Below are 18,241 nucleotides of genomic sequence, written 5' to 3'. Positions count from 1 at the left end.
GATGAGGAGGATGCGCCGGGCCCTGCCCGGCTTCGCCGCGTCTATGGGCCATTGCGTCTGCAGCTGGCGCGAGGCAGCTTTTGCCTGCCTGCTCGCCTGCGGTTTTGCGCTTGCCGGCGCGCAGATCGCCGCCGCTCAGCAGGAGCAGATCGCCGCCGCTCAGCAGGAGAAGGCGAGTGAGCTCACCAAGTCCCTGACCGCGCCCAAGATCGGCGACAACGAGCCCATGCTGCTGCAAGCCGACGAGATGATCTACGACAACGACAACAACCGGATCACCGCCAAGGGCAATGTCGAGATCTATTACGGCAACTACACCTTGATCGCCGAGCGCGTGGTCTACGACCGCGGTTCCAACACGCTCAAGGCCGAAGGCAATGTGAGCATCAAGGACCCCGACGGCGCGGTGATCACGGCGGACCACATCACCCTCACCGACGATTTCCGCGACGGCTTCATCGACGCGCTCAAGGTCGTCACCCAGGAAGACACCCGCATCGTCGCCACCACCGCATCGCGCGAGGCCGGCAACGTCACCGTGTTCCAGGACGGCTGGTTCACGCCTTGCAAACCTTGCCTGCGAAACCCGGAGAAAGCGCCGACCTGGCGCATCCGCGCGCAAAAGATTACCCATCGCCGCGACCAGGCGACCATCACCTACAAGAACGCCCAGTTCGACCTCTTCGGCGTGCCCGTCGCCTGGGTGCCGTATTTCCAGATGGCCGATCCGACGGTGAAGCGTAAATCCGGCTTCCTCATCCCGAGCTACGGCAATACCGATCAGCTCGGCAGCACCTTCCAGGTGCCGTACTATTTCGCTCTGTCGGATAATTTCGACTTCACCTTCGCCCCGATGTTCACCACCAAGGCGGGAACGCTGCTGCAGGGCAATTGGCGGCATCGGCTCTCGACCGGCGCCTACTACGTCGATCTCGCAGGCGTCGTCACCGATTCGAATGCCGACAGCCCCGCCGACAGTGATTTCCGCGGCAGCATCAAGACCGCGGGTAAGTTCGCGCTCAATCCTTATTGGGGCTATGGCTGGGACATTCTCGCCGAGACCGACGACACGTTCCGCCGCTTCTACAGTCTCGACAGCAGGCTCAAGACCGACCGCGTCTCGCAGGTGTTCCTGGAGGGCCTGCACGACCGCAACTACATGAGCACCCGCTTCTACGAGACCGGCAACCTGCTCTTCACCGATGGTGAGCCGAGCGCGCAAGCCTGGGTTCTTCCCATTGTCGATTACGACTACATCGTCAGCCAGCCCATCGTCGGCGGTGAGCTCAGCTTCAATGCCAATGCCATGAGCCTGACGAGCGGCGAGGAAGGCCCCGACTCCAGCCGCCTCATCGCCCAGGCGCAATGGCGCCGGCAGATGATCGATGGCATGGGCCAAGTCTACACGCCGTTCGCGCAGGTACGCGGCGATGTCTACGACGTCACGGGCTTCAGCGCGGCCGACACCACGAGCCCGCTCGGCGACAACATCGCGCCGACACCTGTCACCTCGGTGGACGTCAACAGCACGCCTGTTCGCGGCAATGCCGTGGGCGGCGCGGAGTATCGCTATCCCTTCGTCGCCAACACCGGCAGCGTGACGCATATCTTGGAGCCGGTCGGGCAGATCATCGCGCGCCCCGACGAGGTCGGAAATCAGGGTGAGATCCCCAACGAGGACGCGATCAGTCTCGTCTTCGACGACACCATCCTCTTCGACATCGACAAATTCTCCGGATACGACCGCATGGAAACCGGCACGCGCGCCAATGTCGGCATGCGCTATACCGCTCAGCTTTATTCCGGCGCCTACGCCCGCGCCGTGTTCGGCGAGAGCTATCAGCTTGCCGGCGAGAACCCGTTCAACGATCAAACCGGCGCCGGTCTTGAAACCGCCCGCTCCGACTATGTCGGCGGGCTCTATGTGCAGGCGAGTTCGTATCTGTCCTTCGTCGCCCAGTCGCGCTGGGATCAGGATAATTTCGACACCCAGCGCACAGATCTCGGCTCCAACGTGAACTACGGCCCAGTATCGGTCGGGGTGAACTATGCCAAGGCGGTGGCGCAGCCGGGGCTGGAGCAGCAGGGCCTGACTGTCGACGAGGGCCGCGAGGAAATCCGCACCACCGGCTCCCTGGCGCTGACCGAACGTTGGGCGCTGCTCGGTCAGATCCGCTATGACCTCGAGCGCGACTATACCGTCACCGATGCGGTCGGCCTGCGCTATCAGGACGACTGTTTCATGTTCAGCGTTCAATACGCCGAAAGCTTCCTGCAAGATCGTGACATCGAGCCGGAGCAGATCGTTCTCGTCAATTTCTCTTTGAAATATCTCGGCGCCTACAGCGTTCAGAGCGAGGCCTTAGGCATGGTCAGTCCGGACTCGACCGATCTGAACAACCCGTAGACGCGGCTGCTGAAACGCGCAGGAAGCACAATGGTAAGAGTTCAATCCGTAATCTGGCTGCTGGCGTCATTGACGCTTGCCGTGTGCCTGATCGGCGGCTCCGCGTTAACGCAGGAGGTCTCGATCGTCGTGCTCGTCAACGACGAGCCGATCTCCGGTTACGACATCGAGCAGCGCGAGCGCTTCCTCGCCATCACCACCAAAGCCGAGCCCTCCCCTGCGCTCAAGAAGCAAGCGACCGACCTTCTCATCGACGAGAAACTGCAACAGCAGGAAGCCCGCAAGCTCGGCATTAACGCCGACGAGAGCGACATCAATCGCATTCTCGAGGACATGGCGAAGAAGAATAATATGCCCGTCGATGGCCTGGCGAAGGCGCTCGGGCAAATGGGCGTCGACATCAAGACGTTGCGGGACCGCATCCGCTCCCAGATCCTCTGGCAGGACGTCGTGCGCCGCAAGTTCCGCCAGGAAGTGAACATCGGCGAGGCCGATGTCGACAAGGCGCTCTCCGAAGGCACCGGCGAGAAGGCCGAGACCGGCACGCCCGATGAAACGACATTGCAGCTGCGTCAGGTCAAGTTCGAGGTTCCAAGCGGCGCCAACCAGGCGACGCTCGCGGCACGCCTCGCCGAAGCGGAAGCTCTTCGCGCCCGCTTCAATTCTTGCGCCAATGTCACCGAGCTCGCCAATGGGATACAGGGCGCGAGCGTGAAATCTTTATCCGACCAGGCACCGGCGTCTCTCGCCCAACCTGCACGCCTCCTGGTCCTAAACGCCAAGGTCGGGCAGATGACGCCGCCCACCCTGTCGGCCTCGGGCATCGAGCTTTACGCCGTCTGCGGCAAGCGCGCCGTCCGCGGCGACGCGACCGCGCGCGAGCAGACCCAGAAGAAGTTGATGAACGACGAAATGACCATCCGCGCCGAACGGCTTCTGCGCGATCTGAAGCAGGACGCCTTCATCGAATACCGTTAGTCAGATTTCCGTGCTAGCCCGATGCCATGGGTTCTAGCGATCGATTACTCGCCCTCACGCTCGGCGACCCTGCCGGCATCGGGCCCGACATCACGCTGCGCGCCTGGCGGGCGCGCGAGCGCGAGGCTATACCGCCTTTTGTGCTGCTCGGAGATCCCGGTCTCCTCCTCGACCGCGCCAAAGCCCTCGGCCTCGCGGTCAGGATAGAAACTGTCGATGACATCCGCTCGGGCGCTGCGCTGTTTGCGGACGCCCTCCCCGTGCTGCCAATAAATATGCCCGGCCCCGTCACGCCCGGCCGCCCCGACGTCGCGTGCGGCCGCGCGGTGCAGCAATCGATCGAGGACGCGGTCCGTCTCGTACTGCAGGGGGAGGCGTCTGCCGTCGTCACCAACCCGGTGAGCAAGGCCATGCTCTATCGCGGCGGCTTCGCCTTTCCGGGGCATACTGAATATCTGGCGTCGCTCGCCGCAAGCGAAGGCGAGACGCCGCACCCCGTGATGATGCTCGTGGGCGAGGATCTGCGCGTGGTGCCGGTTACTATTCACATCCCGCTGAAGGATGTGCCGGCGGCACTCTCGACCGAGCTCATCCTGGCGACCATCGAGATCACCGCCCGCGATCTCGGCCGCTTCTTCGGCATCGCACACCCGCGCATCGCCGTCTCAGGACTGAACCCTCATGCAGGCGAGGACGGGAGCTTAGGCCGCGAGGAACTCGACATCGTTGCGCCAGCCATCGAGGCGGCACGCGCCAAGGGCCTGGACGTGACCGGCCCACATTCCGCCGACACGCTGTTCCACGCAGCCGCACGCTCAGGCTATGACGCCGCCATCACCATGTATCATGACCAGGCGCTAATACCGATCAAGACCATCGCCTTCGATACCGGCGTCAACGTGACCTTGGGCCTGCCCTTCGTCCGCACCTCGCCGGATCACGGCACGGCCTTTGCGCTGGCAGGCACCGAAAGGGCGAGCCCCAACAGTTTGATTGCCGCTCTGCGCCTCGCAGCCGCGATGAACAAGACGGCGGCGAGCCGCGCGTGAGCACGCCCGACGGTCTGCCGCCTTTGCGCGACGTCATCCGTGCGCTGGAACTGACCGCGCGGCGCAGCCTCGGCCAGAACTTCCTCCTCGACTTCAATTTGACCCGCCGCATCGCGCGCGCAGCCGGCGCGTTGGACGACGCGACCATTGTGGAGGTCGGGCCTGGGCCTGGGGGCCTCACACGCGCTCTTCTGTTCGAGGGTGCACGTCGGGTCGTCGCGATCGAAAAGGACGAACGCTTCCTCCCTGCCCTCCATGCGATTGCCGCGCAGTATCCCGGCCGTCTCCAGATCATCGCCGCCGATGCCAAGCATGTCGATTATGCCGGCATGGATCTCGGCAAGCCGGCCCGCATCGTCGCCAACCTGCCTTACAGCATCGCCACGCCCCTGCTTGTGGGCTGGCTCAAGACCGAGCCGTGGCCGCCTTGGTTCGATCGCCTCGTGTTGATGTTTCAGCGCGAGGTCGCGGACCGCATCGTCGCCGCGCCGCGGACCAAGGACTACGGCCGCCTCGCCGTGCTGTCGGGCTGGCGCACGGAACGGCGCATCCTCCTGACCCTCCCGGCGCAGGCCTTCACGCCGAAGCCTAAAGTCGACTCCGCCTTGGTCGAGCTTGTGCCGAAGCCGATCCCCACCCCACCTTGCGACGTCACATTGTTGGAACGAGTGACGGCCGCAACTTTCGGCCAGCGCCGCAAAATGCTGCGCGCGTCGCTGCGGCAAATCACGCCCGACGCCGAAATATTTTTGCTGAAGCTCGGTATCAACCCGCAAGCACGTGCCGAAGAGCTCGATGTCGCCGATTTCTGCCGCATCGCCAATGCGCTTGGTGGCGTCGGCTAAAGCTCCGACAGCAGCGTCTGCACGAAATCCTTCAAGCCGGTAAGGCGGGAGCGCCGCACGCGCTCGGCATCGAGGATCGACCGAATTGTTTTCGAGGACTGATTCACATCGTGATTGACGACGACGTAATCGTAGTCGTTCCAGTGCTGAATCTCGTTGCCGGCTCCGAGCATCCGCCGCTTCACAACGTCCGGCGGGTCTTGCGCGCGGACATTGAGCCTTTGCTCCAGTTCGGCTGCGGACGGCGGAAGAATAAAGACTGTCACGACATCGCCGGGAGCATTGGCGCGCAGGCTCGCGGCCCCTTGCCAGTCCACGTCGAACAGCACGTCGCGACCTTGCGCCAGCGCGGCCTCGACCGGCGCACGCGGTGTGCCGTAATGGTGATCGAACACGACCGCCCATTCCAGGAACTCGCTATGGTCGCGCATGCGCGCGAAGGTCTCGCGGTCGATGAAGTGATAATCCTTCCCCTCGACCTCTCCGTTGCGCTGCTTTCGCGTCGTGCAGGACACGGACATCTCGATGCCCTGCCCCTCCAGGATATGGCGCGCAAGCGTGGTCTTGCCCGCACCTGATGGCGACGACAAGACCAGCATCAGCCCCCTGCGGGCGATCGGACTTTCCATCACCGCCTCACTCGATATTCTGAATCTGTTCACGCAATTGATCGATCACGGTCTTGAGCTCCAAGCCGATGCGGCTGATCTCGATATCGGCAGCCTTGGAGCAGATCGTGTTCGCCTCGCGATTGAATTCCTGCGATAGGAACTCGAATCTGCGTCCGACCGGCTCCCGCGCGTGCAGCAGCTCTTTCGCGGCGGCGACATGCGCGCGCAAGCGATCCATCTCTTCTTGAATGTCGGCCTTGGCGGCAAGCAATAACGCTTCCTGGTGCAGGCGCTCGGGGTCCAGACCCGCAGCGCCCTCCATCAGCCGGTTCAGCTGCTCGCCGAGGCGCGCGGTGATGGCCGCCGGCTGCCGCGCCGGAGCGTTCGCCGCCTTCTCGACGAGGCTTCCGATCTGTTCAAGCTGCTTGCCGATCACCTCGGCGAGACGTTCGCCCTCGCGCGCACGCGCATCCACGAGCTGATCGAGCGCCTTGGCAAGCCCCGCGATAAGCACGTCGGCAAAGGCGGCACGCTCTTCCTCGCTTTCCTCGCCCTCCGCCACTTCCACCACGCCACGCATTGCAAGCAGCGTATCGAGTTGCGGTGCGGCCATATTGGTCAGGCCTTGCGCGCGCTCTGCGAGCGCCACGGCTTGGCGAAGCGCTGCTTCGTTGAGGTGGATCTCCATCTCGCCCGACTCGCGCTTGACGGAGAGATTGATGGTGCAATTCCCACGCGCCAACCTCTCCTGGCAAAGCCCCCTCGCCCGCAGCTCGATGCCGTCGGACCCGGATGGCAAACGCAGGCGCAGATCGAGATTGCGGCCGTTGACGCTGCGCGCTTCCCAACTCCAGGCAATGTTGCCATGGATGCCGTCGGCGCGGGCAAACCCGGTCATGCTCTTCAAGGTCATTCGCCTGCAGGCCCTTCGCCGAATGAGGAGGCTTATATGCGCCTTATAGGCCGAGTGGTTCGCGTTGGGGGACGATGGGTCAGAAGCTTAGGCAAAAATGGTTACTTCGGCCGCCGGTCAAGAAATCAGCGCTTGGGGTTGCGCTTCGGCAGCGGCACGGCCTCGCCTGCATCGGCCGGGGATTCCGTGGCCCCCGTGGCTGCCGTCTCGCCGGCGACGGTGACGAGAGCGTCCGGCAGGGTGACGGCCCCTGTCTCTGCGGCCGCGCTGGTGCTCGCGTCCACAGGCGGCGCATTCGCGGCTGCGGCGGTCGCCTGCTCCGCCTCGCGCGCACGCCGCTCGCGTTCGATCGCCCGCCACTTCGCGACATTCTTATTATGCGCGTCGAGAGACGGCGCGAAGGCGTGGCTGCCCGTTCCGTCCGCCACGAAATAAAGGTCGCTCGTCTTGGCGGGGCGCAGCACGGCCTCGATCGCGGCGCGGCCGGGAGTGGCGATCGGTGTCGGCGGCAGGCCATTGATCTTATACGTATTGTACTCGGTCTCGCGGTCGAGCTCGTCTTGCGTAATGGGATGGTCGAGGACGCCGACGCCTTTCACCAGCCCATAAATAATCGTCGGGTCCGATTGCAGCCGCATCTTCTTGCGCAGCCGGTTATGGAACACGCTTGCGATCCGGGGACGCTCGTCGGCGCGGCTCGTCTCCTTCTCCACGATGGAGGCGAGGATGAGCGCCTCTTGCGGTGTTGAGATCATGAGATCCTGGTCGCGATTGTCCCAGAGCGTGGCGAGAAACTTCGCCTGCGCGGCCTGCATGCGCTCGATGATGTCCTGCCGCGTGTCGTTCCCACCGAATTTATAAGTGTCTGGCAGCAGCGTGCCCTCGGCGGGGATTTGGGCGATCGTGCCCTTGAGCTCCGGATGCGCGAGCAGGCGCTCGACGATCTGCTGGCTGGTGAGGCCTTCGGCAAGCGTCACCTTGTGCTCGATTGAGCGTCCTTCGACCAACGTGTCGAGGACCTGGCGGATGCTTGCATATTTGTCGAATTCATATTCGCCGGCTTTGAGGCTGCCCTGCCCCCGCAGATACATAAAGTAGAGCACGCTCGTCATGAACACGCGGCGATCGCCGATCACGTGCTCACGCTCCAGCCGCTCCGCGATGGCGCTGACGCCTTCGCCCTTCGGCACGACGATCACGGTCGAGGTCTTGAGCGGCCCCGGACGGTCGAACTGCACTTTGACAAAGTAGACGACGCCGAGCGCCGCCACGAGCATCAGGCAGGCAAGCGTGAGCATGCCGCTGAGAAAGCTGAGGAAGGGATGCTTGTCGCGCGCGCGTTCGGGACGTTCCGGGCGGTCCGGCGGACGCATCGGCTCCAGCGCCTCGGCGGGGCTGCGCGGGAGAATCGCGAGTGCATGCCCCTTGTGCCCGGCGTTGCCTCGGCCGTCATTGCCGTTAGCCGTCGGCGGATAGTCGCTGGTCAATGACATGGCCGATAAGCCCCGCGCGGATAACGTGAATCAAGTGACCGCGAAATATGGCAAAAGGGAGGATCGCGGGAGTCCGCGCGGCTAGGCAGCATAACGGCGCATGATCAGCGAGGCATTCGTGCCGCCGAACCCGAACGAGTTCGACAGCACCGTATCGATGCTCCTCCGCCTCGCCTGATGCGGCACGAGATCGATGGCCGTCGCCACCGACGGATTGTCGAGATTGAGGGTCGGCGGCGCGACATTGTCCCGGATCGAAAGCACCGAGAAGATCGCCTCGACGGCGCCTGCCGCACCCAAGAGATGCCCGGTCGCCGACTTCGTCGACGACATCGAGATTTTGCCGGCGGCATTGCCGAACAGCCGCTCCACGGCCGCAAGCTCTATCTCGTCGCCCATCGGGGTCGAGGTGCCGTGCGCATTGATATAGTCGATATCGGCGGGCTCGATCCCCGCCCGCTTCGCCGCCGCGACCATGCAGCGATAGGCGCCATCACCGTCCTCCGCCGGTGCCGTGATGTGGAAGGCGTCTCCGGAAAGCCCGTAGCCGATCACCTCGGCATAGATCTTGGCGCCGCGCGCCTTAGCGTGCTCCAGCTCCTCCAGCACGACGATGCCCGCGCCCTCGCCCATGACGAAGCCGTCGCGGTCGCGGTCGTAGGGACGCGATGCGCGCTCGGGCTCACGGTTGAAATTGGTGGAGAGCGCCCGGCACGCGGCGAAGCCCGCGAGCGACAGCCGGCAAACCGGAGATTCCGCGCCGCCCGCGACCATCACGTCGGCATCGCCAAGCGCCACGAGCCGCGAGGCGTCGCCGATCGCGTGCGCGCCCGTCGAGCAGGCGGTCACGACCGAATGGTTCGGCCCCTTCAGCCCATGCTCGATGGAAACATAGCCGGAGGCGAGATTGATGAGGCGTCCGGGAATGAAGAAGGGGCTGACGCGGCGCGGGCCCTTTTTGGCGGACAGCCGCGACGTCTTCTCGATGCCCTGCAAGCCGCCGATGCCAGATCCGATCAGCACGCCGGTGCGGATCTGATCCTCATAGGCCTCGGGCTTCCAGCCGGCATCGCGCAATGCCTGGGTCGCCGCGCTCATGGCATAAATAATAAAGTCGTCGACCTTGCGCTGCTCTTTCGGCTCCATCCAATCGCTGGCATTGAAGGTGCCGTCGCTGCCGTCGCCGCGTGGAATCTGGCAGGCGATCTGGCAGCTGAGGTCCTCGACCTCGAAATTCTCGATGCGCCGCGATGCGGTCTCGCCTGCGGTCAGCCGTTGCCAAGCGGTTTCGTAGCCGCTGCCGAGCGGCGAGACGAGACCCAGACCTGTAATGACTACACGTCGCATCGCGCGCTTTCGCTTGAGAGTTCGGAGACCTGCCGCGACCTATTGGGAGTCGGCAGGTCTCAAAACAAGGACGCTGGAGAGCAAGCGCGAAATCGCGTCAGGCGGCGGTGTTCTTTTCCAAGAACTTGATCGCGTCGCCAACCGTCAGAATCGTCTCGGCCGCATCGTCGGGAATCTCGCAGCGGAACTCCTCTGCGAATGCCATCACCAATTCGACAGTATCGAGACTGTCGGCCCCGAGATCGTCGATGAAGCTCGCATTCTCGGTCACCTTATCCGCCTCGACTCCGAGGTGCTCGACCACAATTTTCTTAACGCGCTCCGAGATATCGCTCATGTCCGCCTCACCGTTCCTTGCATGTCAGTCCACAGACTTAGCATGTCCCCCCGAGCGGCGGCTCACGCCGAACGTACCCCCGAGTGGTCGTTTCGGAGTTTGATCGCGGTGGGATGGTTTTTTGTCAAGCCCCACTTGAGCGCCGTTTGGGTAACACACTTTACCAGAGTTTGCCAGCAGCCCTCATCGGTTGCATCTCACCTGGGGCCCAAGCTGAGGAGCCCATCTTAAGCTATTGAAAAATAATCGATTACATCATCACCATGCCGCCATTGATATGCATGGTTTCCCCGGTGATATAGCCCGCTTCGTCGCTCGCCAGGAACACGACCGCAGCCGCAATGTCGTCCGGTTTGCCGAACTTTTGCGCAGGGATGGCGGCGGCAATAGCCTCGACTTGCTTCGGCGTCAACGCATCCGTCATCGGCGTCTGGATAAAACCGGGCGAGATACAGTTGGCGGTGATGCCGCGGCTCGAGACCTCGCGCGCAAGCGATTTTGTCATGCCGACGAGGCCCGCTTTCGACGCGGCATAATTGGGCTGCCCCGGATTGCCGAGAACGCCGGAGATCGACGCGATGTTGACGATGCGGCCCGCGCGGCGGCGCATCATGTTGCGCAAAATCCCGCGCGTCAGCACGAACACGGAGGTGAGATTGACGGCAATCACGTCGTCCCACTCCTCGTCCTTCATGCGCATGAAGAGGTTGTCGTGGGTGATGCCGGCATTGTTGACGAGAATGTCGACCTGGCCGAGCGCCTTTTCCGCATCTTCGCCGAGCTTGACCACCGCGGCGCGATCGCGCAGATCGCAAGGCAACGGTGTCACGCGCGTGCCAAGCTCGGACGCAAGCTCCTCGAGGCGCTCCGCGCGCGTGCCGGAGATCGCGACATTGGCGCCTTGAGAGTGCAGGGCTTTGGCGATGGCCCAGCCGATGCCGCCGGTCGCACCGGTGACGAGCGCCCCTTTTCCAGTCAGATCGAACATCGAGGCTCTCCTTCTCCTTGAGGGCTACGCCGCAAGCGCCGTTGCAGCCGCTTCGATCTCTTCCGGCGTGCCGGCGCTCTTCGCTTCCATGCCGTCGAAGCGGCGCGCAATGCCGGTGAGCACGCGGCCCGCCCCAACCTCATACACGGTACTGACACCCTGCGACTGCAAATAGAGCATCGACTCGCGCCATCGGACCATGCCGGTGACCTGCTGCACCAGGTGCGCGCGGATCTCGTCCGGATCGGTCAACGGCGCGGCAAGGACATTGGCGATCAAGGGCACCGAAGGGGCCTTTATCGTGACGGCGCCAAGCGCCTCGCGCATCACCTCGGCAGCCGGCTGCATCAAGGCGCAATGAAAAGGTGCGCTGACGGGAAGGAGCACGGCCCGGCGCGCGCCGAATTTTGGCGCGAGCGCAATCGCTCGGTCGATCGCGGCCTTTGTGCCGCTGATCACAACCTGGCCCGGGGCGTTATCGTTTGCGGCCTCGCAGACTTCTCCGTCCCTTGCGGCTTGAGCCAGCTCTTGCGCCTGGGCGAGATCGGCGCCGAGCAGCGCGGCCATAGCGCCGGCGCCGACCGGCACGGCCTGCTGCATCGCGCGCCCCCGAGTCTTCAAGAGGCGCGCGGTATCGGCAAGGCTCAAGGCCTCCGCGGCGGCGAGAGCGGAATATTCACCGAGCGAATGGCCCGCGACATAAGCCACGCTCGATGCGAGCTGCATGCCTTTTTCACCCAGCACCCTGATCGCGGCGAGGGACACCGCCATCAGCGCGGGCTGCGCGTTTTCGGTCAGGGTCAGCTCGCTCTCCGGGCCCTCCCACATCAGGGTCGAGAGAGTCTGGCCGAGCGCATCGTCCACTTCGGCGAAGACAGCTTTCGCGGCCGGAAACGCCTTGGCGAGATCGGCGCCCATGCCGACTGCCTGGCTGCCCTGCCCGGGAAAGATGAAACCTATGCTCATGCTGCGCAGTTGCTCGCTTATAGGAGAGCGGCAAAGACACTGTTTGCGTCTAGGCTGTCAAGCCGGGCCCCAGAACGCGGTAAGCACGCCAGGAAAGCGAGCATTGGCAGCGTCACCCTCCATGCTAGAAGAATGCGTGATCGCACGAGCCAACTTACGAAAGAAGCTTAAGACGCCCTAGGGAGATATCGATGAAAGCCTCCGCCCGCCTCGCCGTCCTAGCCGGTCTTGCCGCGCTCGCATTGACCGGACCGCTCCTCGCCGCAGATCCGCTGCCTTGGCCGTGGAAGGACAAAAGCCCCAACGATCCTGCGCTGGCGCTGCTGACGTCGGTTGAGGATGTATCGGTCGTCGTAAACGACAAATCCACCCCTTCAACCGTGGCGATCACTGTGAAGGCGACCGCGCCCGCTCCGGGTTTCACCGAACTCCAGCTCGCCTATCGCATGGGTGATACCGCCGACCTCAAATTTGAGTTCGATGCACGGGGACGGCCGCCGCAGGACGTAACGACCGAGGCGGCCACGCCGGTCACGATCAGCGCCGAATATGCCGATCCGCCGCTGGCGAAGCTCGGGATCGTGGAGGTCTACGCCAAGGACAATTGCATCGGTTTTTCCATCAAGGACAAGACCAAGGTCGACTGCAAGCCGAGGCCGGGCACCGCGCAAGAGGCGAAGTAGGCCGATTGCTCACGCACCCTTGCAAAGAACGGCCGAAAGCTTATAAACCGCTCACATTAGCAACCGCTCCGGTCGGAGGCTGAACGGAGGACCGCGTCCGCGGTAGGCACTTGCGCCGCCCTCCCGTGTCTCCGCTCCCACGGGTCGTCACTTGGGCCTTTCCTTCTAAGCGCCCTTGCGAGGCTTCGCGCCGGAGTAAACTGAAGAAGGAAAGGCAGGCCATGCCTCTTTACGAGCATGTGTTCCTGGCGCGCCAAGATATTTCGGTGCAACAGGTCGAAGCACTTATTGAAAGTTTCCGCTCCATTCTTACGGAGCACGGCGGCACGCTCGGCAAGACCGAGTATTGGGGCCTCAAGGGTCTCACCTACCGCATCAAGAAAAACCGCAAGGCGCATTTTGCCCTGATGGACATCAACGCGCCGCACGAGGCCGTTTCCGAGCTCGAGCGCCAGATGGGTCTTTCGACCGACGTCATCCGCTTCCTGACCGTGAAGGTCGAGGAGCATGAGCAGGGCCCGTCGGCCATGATGCGCCGTTCCGATCGCGACGAGCGTGGCGATAGAGGTGACCGCGGCGACCGCTTCGATCGCGGCGACCGAGGCGATCGTGGAGATCGTGGCGGCCGTGGACCCCGGCGCGACCGCGACTTTGGTGGTGGCCGTGAAGCCGCTGCGCCACGGCCCGAGATTGAAGCTGTCGTCGCGACCGAGGAGGAGCCCGCATGAGCATGACCTCATCATCGTCGCCCGCGCGGCGTCCGTTCTATCGCCGGCGCAAGACCTGTCCGTTCTCGGGCGATAAAGCGCCGAAGATCGACTACAAGGACGTGAAGCTGCTTCAGCGTTATGTCTCCGAGCGCGGCAAGATCGTTCCGAGCCGCATCACGGCGGTATCCGCCAAGAAGCAGCGCGAGCTCGCAAAGGCGATCAAGCGCGCCCGTTTCCTTGGTCTCCTGCCTTATATCATTCAGTAAGGTGGACCTGACGCCGACTGACGCCTGACAGAAGTTGGGGTGGTTCGGCCACCCCTAACCGCTCTTCAATGAGCCGGGACAGCGATGCCGACTTATCTCTTGATTGGTGCCGGTGCGGGACTTGTTTCCGCCGCCCTGTTTGGCTCCGCTGCTACGGCTACCGCGTTTGCGGGCGTGCTGTTCTACCTCGCTCCTCTTCCGCTTTGCCTTGCCGGGCTCGGCTGGGGCGCGACGGCAGCAGCCGTTGCCGCTCTGTCGGGGACCCTGATCGTTGCAGCAGCCCTTGGCATCCCGACCGCGGGCGTTTTTGCGTTCGCGATGGGCGTGCCCATCGTAACGCTGATCCATCTCCTCCTGCTCTCGCGCCCCGCAGGCACGCCGCAAAGCGCCGTGCCCAATGTCGTTGAGTGGTATCCGCCCGGACGCGTGCTCGGCTGGGCTGCCATGGTCGCCGGCGGGCTCGCGGGCATCATGGTGCTGTTCCTGGGCTACGACACCGAGACCTACCGCGAGTCCATCAAGACCATTCTTCAGCACAGCGCGCTGAAGGAGTTCGACCGCGACGGCTTCTTCAGCGAGGAGAATATCGCGAAGCTGGCCGGCGTTCTTGCCCGCGCGCTACCCGCCGCCTTCGCCGTCATCTGGCTCTCCATCACGCTATTCAATCTTTGGATGGGCGGCCTCATCGTTCAGGCGTCTGGCGGCGCCATGCGTCCCTGGCCGCGGCTTGAGGAACTCGATCTTCCCAATGTCTTCTTTATTGTCTTCGCGGCATCCCTCGCTCTGTCTTTCATTCCCGGCCTGCCAGGTCTGCTCGCGACGGGATTCGCGGGTGCCTTGCTCTTTGCTTATGTGCTGCAAGGGCTCGCGGTGCTGCACGTTTATACGCGCGGCATGCCCGTTCGCGGGCTGCTCCTGGCCGCCGTCTATATCGGCATTTTGCTTTTGGGCTGGGTCGCTCTCGCCGTCGCCATTCTCGGCCTTAGCGAACCGATCCTGCGCTTGCGCGATCGCGCGGCGGCCCGAGGCCAACCACCCACCAACGATTGATCATCTTAGAGAGGAGTAATTGATATGCAGGTCATTCTACTTGAGCGCATCGGTCGCCTCGGACAAATGGGCGACGTGGTCAAAGTCAAGGACGGCTTCGCCCGCAACTTCCTCCTGCCGCAGGGCAAGGCGTTGCGCGCCACGAAAACGAACTTGAAACACTATGAAAGCGCCCGCACCCAGCTTGAAGCGCGCAATCTCGAGCTGAAATCCGAAGCCCAAACCGTTGCCGACAAACTCAACGATAAGAGCTTCATCGTCATTCGGCAGGCGGGCGATGCCGGCCAGCTTTACGGCTCGGTTTCCACGCGCGACATCGCGACCGTCGTGAGCGAAGGCGGGTTCTCCGTCGAGCGGCGTCAGGTTCTGCTCGACAAGCCGATCAAGACTCTCGGGCTCCACGAGGTTCGCGTCGCTCTCCACGGCGAGGTCGAGCCACGCGTCACCGTGAACGTCGCCCGCTCGGCCGACGAGGCGGAACGCCAGGCCCGCGGCGAGGAGGTTGGCCAAGCCGCGACGGAGGCCGAGGAGGATGCCGCCGAGGCCCGGCGCGCTGCTTCCGAGCTCTTCGAGGACGGCAACGCAGCCCCCGGGGACGAAGAGGCCGCGGAGGAAGCAATCGTCGATGAGAATGGAGACGACGAGGAGGACTAAACCTGCGTCCTGGTGAATCGCTTCCCCTGACCCGCGACTATCTCTACGACACCGAACGTGAGCTGCGCGCGTGTCAGGGCACGGAAGCGTCCTCCACACGGCGCCCCGGCGCTAGCTCAAGCCGCCTCTCCAGCTTGTGGGCAGATCGCGATCTCCCCGTTCTCCACAGACCGGGCATCTATCGGCCCCGATTCTTTTGGATACACTGTCACTGCCATGAGCACCGCCCTGATTCTCTCTCGCCACGCCCCGGAAACGCCCGTTTTCCGCTCCGCCCCCCACAATCTCGAGGCCGAGCAGGCGCTTCTTGGCGCGATCCTCGTCAATAACGAGGCGTGCGACCGAGTCTCAAGCTTCCTAAAGGCCGAGCATTTCTTCGACCAGTTGCATGGGCGCATCTACGATCACGCCGCAAAGCTGATCTGGGCCGGCAAGCGCGCGACCCCCATCACGCTGAAAACTTTTTTCGAGAGCGCCGAACCCGTGGGCGAGCTCACCGTGCCGCAATATCTCGGCCGCCTCGCCGCCAACGCGACCACCATCATCAATGCCGAGGATTACGGCCGCACCATCTACGATCTCGCCATCCGCCGGCAGCTGATTCAGATCGGTGAGATCATGGTCACCACGGCCTACGATTCGCCGATCGACGCGCCGCCATCCGAGCAGATCGAGGAAGCGGAGCAGCAGCTCTATCAATTGGCCGAGACCGGGCGCTTTGGCTCGGGCTTCGAGCCCTTCTCCGCGGCGCTCACCGACGCCATCGACATGGCGGCCAACGCCTATCGCCGCGACGGCGGGCTTTCCGGCGTCGCCACCGGCTTTTCCGACCTCGACCAGCGCATGGGCGGCTTGCAGCCCTCCGACCTCATCATCATCGCCGGGCGCCCCTCGATGGGAAAGACGGCGTTCGCCACCAACATCGCCTATCACGTCGCCCGCCACTTCCAGCCCGGCGCCGATCCCGACCATGCCATGGACGGCGCCGTGGTCGGCTTCTTCTCGCTCGAAATGTCGGCCGAGCAGCTCGCCACCCGCATCATCTCCGAGCAGTCGCAGATCCCCTCCGAACGCATCCGCCGCGGCCGCATCGAGTCCGACGAGTTCGATCGCATCGTCGAAGCGAGCCAGGAGCTGCAGAACCTGCCGCTTTACATCGACCAGACCGGCGGCCTCACCGTGGCCCAGCTCGCCGCCCGCGCACGACGCCTGAAGCGCCAGCGCGGCCTCGGCCTCGTCGTCGTCGACTATCTCCAGCTTCTGTCGGGCTCCAATCGCCGCGCCGCGGAAGGCCGCGTGCAGGAGGTCTCGGAGATCACCACGGGTCTGAAGGCGCTTGCCAAAGAGCTGCATGTGCCGGTGCTGGCGCTGTCCCAGCTCTCCCGCCAGGTCGAGCAACGCGAGGACAAACGTCCGCAACTGTCTGATTTGCGTGAATCCGGCTCCATTGAGCAGGATGCCGATGTGGTATTGTTTGTGTTCCGCGAGGAATATTATCTCGAACGCAGCCAACCCCGCGAAAACACCGAAGAGCACAAGCAGTGGCAGGCAGAGATGGAAGCGGTCATCGGCAAGGCCGACGTGATCATCGGCAAGCAGCGGCACGGCCCGACCGGAACGGTGACGCTGCAGTTCACCCCGGAATACACCCGCTTCAGCAACCTCGCCGCGGAAGAGCGCCTGCCGGAGCGCCGCTGGTGAAGCCTGTTAGCCCGCGCGAAGGTGAAGCGGGCGAGGCCGGGGCGGACGAGACGGCGATCCTCACCATCGATCTTGGTGCCCTTGCCGCCAACTATCGCACCCTCTCCGCGCTCGCGGCTGGCGCGGAATGCGCTTCCGTCGTCAAGGCGGACGCCTACGGCCTCGGCATGGCGGAAGCCGCGCCTGCGCTCTTTGCTGCGGGCTGCAAGACCTTCTTCGTCGCCACGCTTGCAGAGGCGGAAGCCTTGCGCGCGCTGCTGCCCGGAGCGATCATTTACGTGTTCGCAGGGCTCGCGCCTGGCACGTCTCCCCGCTTCCATCGCCACGATCTCTGCCCCGTCCTGAACAGCGCCGAAGAGATCGCCGAATGGGCCGCCTATTGCGGCAGCGTTGGCGAGAAGCTGCCTTGCGCCGTGCATATCGACAGCGGCATGAACCGGCTCGGCCTCTCGCCGGCGGAGGTCGAGCATGTCGGCGCCGCAAGCGATCTGTGGCCGGCGCTGACGCTCGCGCTCGTCATGAGCCATCTCGCCTGCGCCGACGATCCCCAGCATCCGAAAAGCGCCAACCAGCGCGCCCTCTTCGATGCGCTTCGCGCGCGCCTGCCCAACGCCCTTGCCAGTCTCGCCAATTCGGCCGGCATGCTGCTCGGAGAGACATATCACTACGACCTGGTGCGTCCCGGCATCGCGCTTTATGGCGGCGACCCGCAGCGGAGCGGCGGCGGGTGGTTCGAACCCGTGGTCGAGCTGCTCGGCCGCATCCTTCAGGTGCGCGAGGTTCCGGCCGGCGAAAGCGTCGGCTATGGCGCCATCCGCACCGTGAAGCGGCCCTCGCGCGTTGCGATCGTCGCGGTCGGTTACGCCGACGGCATCTTCCGCTCGCTCTCCACGCGCGACGAGGAGGAAGGACTGACGGTCTTTATTGAGGGTCACGCCGCCCCCATCATCGGCCGTGTGTCCATGGATCTCATCACCGTTGACGTGACGGACGTGCCGCCAAGCGCGGCAAGGCGCGGCGCCTGGGTGGAGCTCATCGGCGAAAACATCACCGCCCACGATTTCGCCCGTCATGCCGGCACCATCGACTACGAAGTCCTGACCAATCTCGGTGGCCGCGCGCTGCGCCGCTATCGGAACGGCTAGAGCATGGCCAAAGCATCGAGAGCGTTCGTCTGCCAGGCCTGCGGCGCCGTCAGCAACAAATGGGCGGGCAAATGCCCGTCTTGCGGCGAATGGAACTC

At 64.0% G+C, this 18,241-nt stretch carries 19 protein-coding genes; 12 read left to right on the top strand and 7 right to left on the bottom strand.

The window, feature by feature from the left end:
- Positions 1-10 precede the first annotated feature (10 nt).
- The 4 genes from ACR2J1_RS10290 to rsmA are packed head-to-tail and all read left to right on the top strand — an operon-like array spanning position 11 to position 5,279.
- Entirely contained in the window at positions 11-2,407 is a 2,397-nt protein-coding gene (locus ACR2J1_RS10290) for an LPS-assembly protein LptD (protein ID WP_434019235.1), read from the top strand.
- A 30-nt stretch (positions 2,408-2,437) separates the two neighbouring features.
- Positions 2,438-3,385 carry a SurA N-terminal domain-containing protein gene (locus ACR2J1_RS10285; protein ID WP_434019234.1) on the top strand — a complete coding sequence of 316 codons (948 nt, stop codon included), beginning with the start codon at positions 2,438-2,440 and terminating at the stop codon, positions 3,383-3,385.
- Positions 3,386-3,411: 26 nt separating this feature from the next.
- Positions 3,412-4,434 carry a 4-hydroxythreonine-4-phosphate dehydrogenase PdxA gene (gene pdxA / locus ACR2J1_RS10280; protein WP_434019233.1) on the top strand — a complete coding sequence of 341 codons (1,023 nt, stop codon included), beginning with the start codon at positions 3,412-3,414 and terminating at the stop codon, positions 4,432-4,434.
- Positions 4,431-5,279 (top strand): 16S rRNA (adenine(1518)-N(6)/adenine(1519)-N(6))-dimethyltransferase RsmA, encoded by an 849-nt coding sequence (gene rsmA / locus ACR2J1_RS10275; RefSeq protein ID WP_434019232.1) that lies wholly within the window; start codon positions 4,431-4,433, stop codon positions 5,277-5,279. Before pdxA ends, rsmA begins: the two co-directional genes overlap by 4 nt.
- On the opposite strand, the gene gmk is transcribed toward rsmA, so the two are convergent.
- The 7 genes from gmk to fabD all read right to left on the bottom strand — a co-directional run bounded on the left by gmk (position 5,276) and on the right by fabD (position 11,934).
- Positions 5,276-5,908: a guanylate kinase gene (gene gmk, locus ACR2J1_RS10270; RefSeq protein WP_434019231.1), complete on the bottom strand. Its 633-nt coding sequence runs from the start codon at positions 5,906-5,908 to the stop codon at positions 5,276-5,278. The genes rsmA and gmk overlap by 4 nt on opposite strands.
- A gap of 7 nt (positions 5,909-5,915) precedes the next feature.
- Positions 5,916-6,803, bottom strand: coding sequence for a YicC/YloC family endoribonuclease (locus tag ACR2J1_RS10265; RefSeq protein ID WP_434019230.1), 888 nt, complete (start codon positions 6,801-6,803; stop codon positions 5,916-5,918).
- A gap of 125 nt (positions 6,804-6,928) precedes the next feature.
- On the bottom strand, positions 6,929-8,296 hold the full coding sequence (gene mltG, locus ACR2J1_RS10260; protein ID WP_434019229.1) for an endolytic transglycosylase MltG: 1,368 nt from the start codon (positions 8,294-8,296) through the stop codon (positions 6,929-6,931).
- A gap of 81 nt (positions 8,297-8,377) precedes the next feature.
- The gene (gene fabF / locus ACR2J1_RS10255; RefSeq protein ID WP_434019228.1) at positions 8,378-9,643 is read right to left on the bottom strand and encodes a beta-ketoacyl-ACP synthase II; all 1,266 of its coding nucleotides are present in this window, start codon (positions 9,641-9,643) and stop codon (positions 8,378-8,380) included.
- Positions 9,644-9,740: 97 nt separating this feature from the next.
- Positions 9,741-9,980, bottom strand: coding sequence for an acyl carrier protein (locus ACR2J1_RS10250; protein ID WP_434019227.1), 240 nt, complete (start codon positions 9,978-9,980; stop codon positions 9,741-9,743).
- A gap of 250 nt (positions 9,981-10,230) precedes the next feature.
- Complete coding sequence (fabG, locus tag ACR2J1_RS10245; RefSeq protein ID WP_434019226.1) at positions 10,231-10,968, bottom strand: 3-oxoacyl-[acyl-carrier-protein] reductase; 738 nt, start codon at positions 10,966-10,968, stop codon at positions 10,231-10,233.
- 24 nt (positions 10,969-10,992) lie between these two features.
- Positions 10,993-11,934 carry an ACP S-malonyltransferase gene (gene fabD, locus ACR2J1_RS10240; RefSeq protein WP_434019225.1) on the bottom strand — a complete coding sequence of 314 codons (942 nt, stop codon included), beginning with the start codon at positions 11,932-11,934 and terminating at the stop codon, positions 10,993-10,995.
- Positions 11,935-12,125: 191 nt separating this feature from the next.
- Here fabD and ACR2J1_RS10235 point away from each other — a divergent pair, with 191 nt between their 5' ends.
- The 8 genes from ACR2J1_RS10235 to ACR2J1_RS10200 all read left to right on the top strand — a co-directional run.
- Positions 12,126-12,617 carry a hypothetical protein gene (locus tag ACR2J1_RS10235; RefSeq protein ID WP_434019224.1) on the top strand — a complete coding sequence of 164 codons (492 nt, stop codon included), beginning with the start codon at positions 12,126-12,128 and terminating at the stop codon, positions 12,615-12,617.
- 221 nt (positions 12,618-12,838) lie between these two features.
- Positions 12,839-13,345 carry a 30S ribosomal protein S6 gene (gene rpsF / locus ACR2J1_RS10230; protein WP_434019223.1) on the top strand — a complete coding sequence of 169 codons (507 nt, stop codon included), beginning with the start codon at positions 12,839-12,841 and terminating at the stop codon, positions 13,343-13,345.
- Positions 13,346-13,347: 2 nt separating this feature from the next.
- On the top strand, positions 13,348-13,593 hold the full coding sequence (gene rpsR / locus ACR2J1_RS10225) for a 30S ribosomal protein S18 (RefSeq protein WP_434019271.1): 246 nt from the start codon (positions 13,348-13,350) through the stop codon (positions 13,591-13,593).
- Positions 13,594-13,677: 84 nt separating this feature from the next.
- Positions 13,678-14,643, top strand: coding sequence for a DUF2232 domain-containing protein (locus tag ACR2J1_RS10220; protein WP_434019222.1), 966 nt, complete (start codon positions 13,678-13,680; stop codon positions 14,641-14,643).
- 24 nt (positions 14,644-14,667) lie between these two features.
- Positions 14,668-15,297: a 50S ribosomal protein L9 gene (gene rplI, locus ACR2J1_RS10215; protein WP_434019221.1), complete on the top strand. Its 630-nt coding sequence runs from the start codon at positions 14,668-14,670 to the stop codon at positions 15,295-15,297.
- Positions 15,298-15,513: 216 nt separating this feature from the next.
- A complete protein-coding gene (locus ACR2J1_RS10210) occupies positions 15,514-16,998 on the top strand; it encodes a replicative DNA helicase (RefSeq protein ID WP_434019220.1) in 1,485 nt (494 codons plus the stop codon).
- Entirely contained in the window at positions 16,995-18,143 is a 1,149-nt protein-coding gene (gene alr, locus ACR2J1_RS10205) for an alanine racemase (protein ID WP_434019219.1), read from the top strand. Before ACR2J1_RS10210 ends, alr begins: the two co-directional genes overlap by 4 nt.
- A gap of 3 nt (positions 18,144-18,146) precedes the next feature.
- A partial coding sequence (locus ACR2J1_RS10200; protein WP_434019270.1) for a hypothetical protein occupies positions 18,147-18,241 on the top strand: 95 nt, incomplete at its 3' end.

Origin of the sequence: Methyloceanibacter sp., from assembly GCF_050999895.1 — a bacterium.
Lineage (GTDB): Bacteria > Pseudomonadota > Alphaproteobacteria > Rhizobiales > Methyloligellaceae > Methyloceanibacter.
This window is presented reverse-complemented; position numbering and strand designations above follow the sequence as displayed.

What these genes read in the sequence shown, in the direction of transcription:
- rpsF (WP_434019223.1), top strand. Translation starts at nt 12,839, where the DNA reads ATGCCTCTTTACGAGCATGTGTTCCTGGCGCGCCAAGATATTTCGGTG.
- ACR2J1_RS10220 (WP_434019222.1), top strand. Translation starts at nt 13,678, where the DNA reads ATGCCGACTTATCTCTTGATTGGTGCCGGTGCGGGACTTGTTTCCGCC.
- mltG (WP_434019229.1), bottom strand. Translation starts at nt 8,296, where the DNA reads ATGTCATTGACCAGCGACTATCCGCCGACGGCTAACGGCAATGACGGC.
- ACR2J1_RS10210 (WP_434019220.1), top strand. Translation starts at nt 15,514, where the DNA reads ATGAGCACCGCCCTGATTCTCTCTCGCCACGCCCCGGAAACGCCCGTT.
- fabF (WP_434019228.1), bottom strand. Translation starts at nt 9,643, where the DNA reads ATGCGACGTGTAGTCATTACAGGTCTGGGTCTCGTCTCGCCGCTCGGC.
- pdxA (WP_434019233.1), top strand. Translation starts at nt 3,412, where the DNA reads ATGGGTTCTAGCGATCGATTACTCGCCCTCACGCTCGGCGACCCTGCC.
- rpsR (WP_434019271.1), top strand. Translation starts at nt 13,348, where the DNA reads ATGACCTCATCATCGTCGCCCGCGCGGCGTCCGTTCTATCGCCGGCGC.
- fabG (WP_434019226.1), bottom strand. Translation starts at nt 10,968, where the DNA reads ATGTTCGATCTGACTGGAAAAGGGGCGCTCGTCACCGGTGCGACCGGC.
- ACR2J1_RS10250 (WP_434019227.1), bottom strand. Translation starts at nt 9,980, where the DNA reads ATGAGCGATATCTCGGAGCGCGTTAAGAAAATTGTGGTCGAGCACCTC.
- ACR2J1_RS10285 (WP_434019234.1), top strand. Translation starts at nt 2,438, where the DNA reads ATGGTAAGAGTTCAATCCGTAATCTGGCTGCTGGCGTCATTGACGCTT.
- gmk (WP_434019231.1), bottom strand. Translation starts at nt 5,908, where the DNA reads ATGGAAAGTCCGATCGCCCGCAGGGGGCTGATGCTGGTCTTGTCGTCG.
- ACR2J1_RS10265 (WP_434019230.1), bottom strand. Translation starts at nt 6,803, where the DNA reads ATGACCTTGAAGAGCATGACCGGGTTTGCCCGCGCCGACGGCATCCAT.
- ACR2J1_RS10290 (WP_434019235.1), top strand. Translation starts at nt 11, where the DNA reads ATGCGCCGGGCCCTGCCCGGCTTCGCCGCGTCTATGGGCCATTGCGTC.
- ACR2J1_RS10235 (WP_434019224.1), top strand. Translation starts at nt 12,126, where the DNA reads ATGAAAGCCTCCGCCCGCCTCGCCGTCCTAGCCGGTCTTGCCGCGCTC.
- fabD (WP_434019225.1), bottom strand. Translation starts at nt 11,934, where the DNA reads ATGAGCATAGGTTTCATCTTTCCCGGGCAGGGCAGCCAGGCAGTCGGC.
- rplI (WP_434019221.1), top strand. Translation starts at nt 14,668, where the DNA reads ATGCAGGTCATTCTACTTGAGCGCATCGGTCGCCTCGGACAAATGGGC.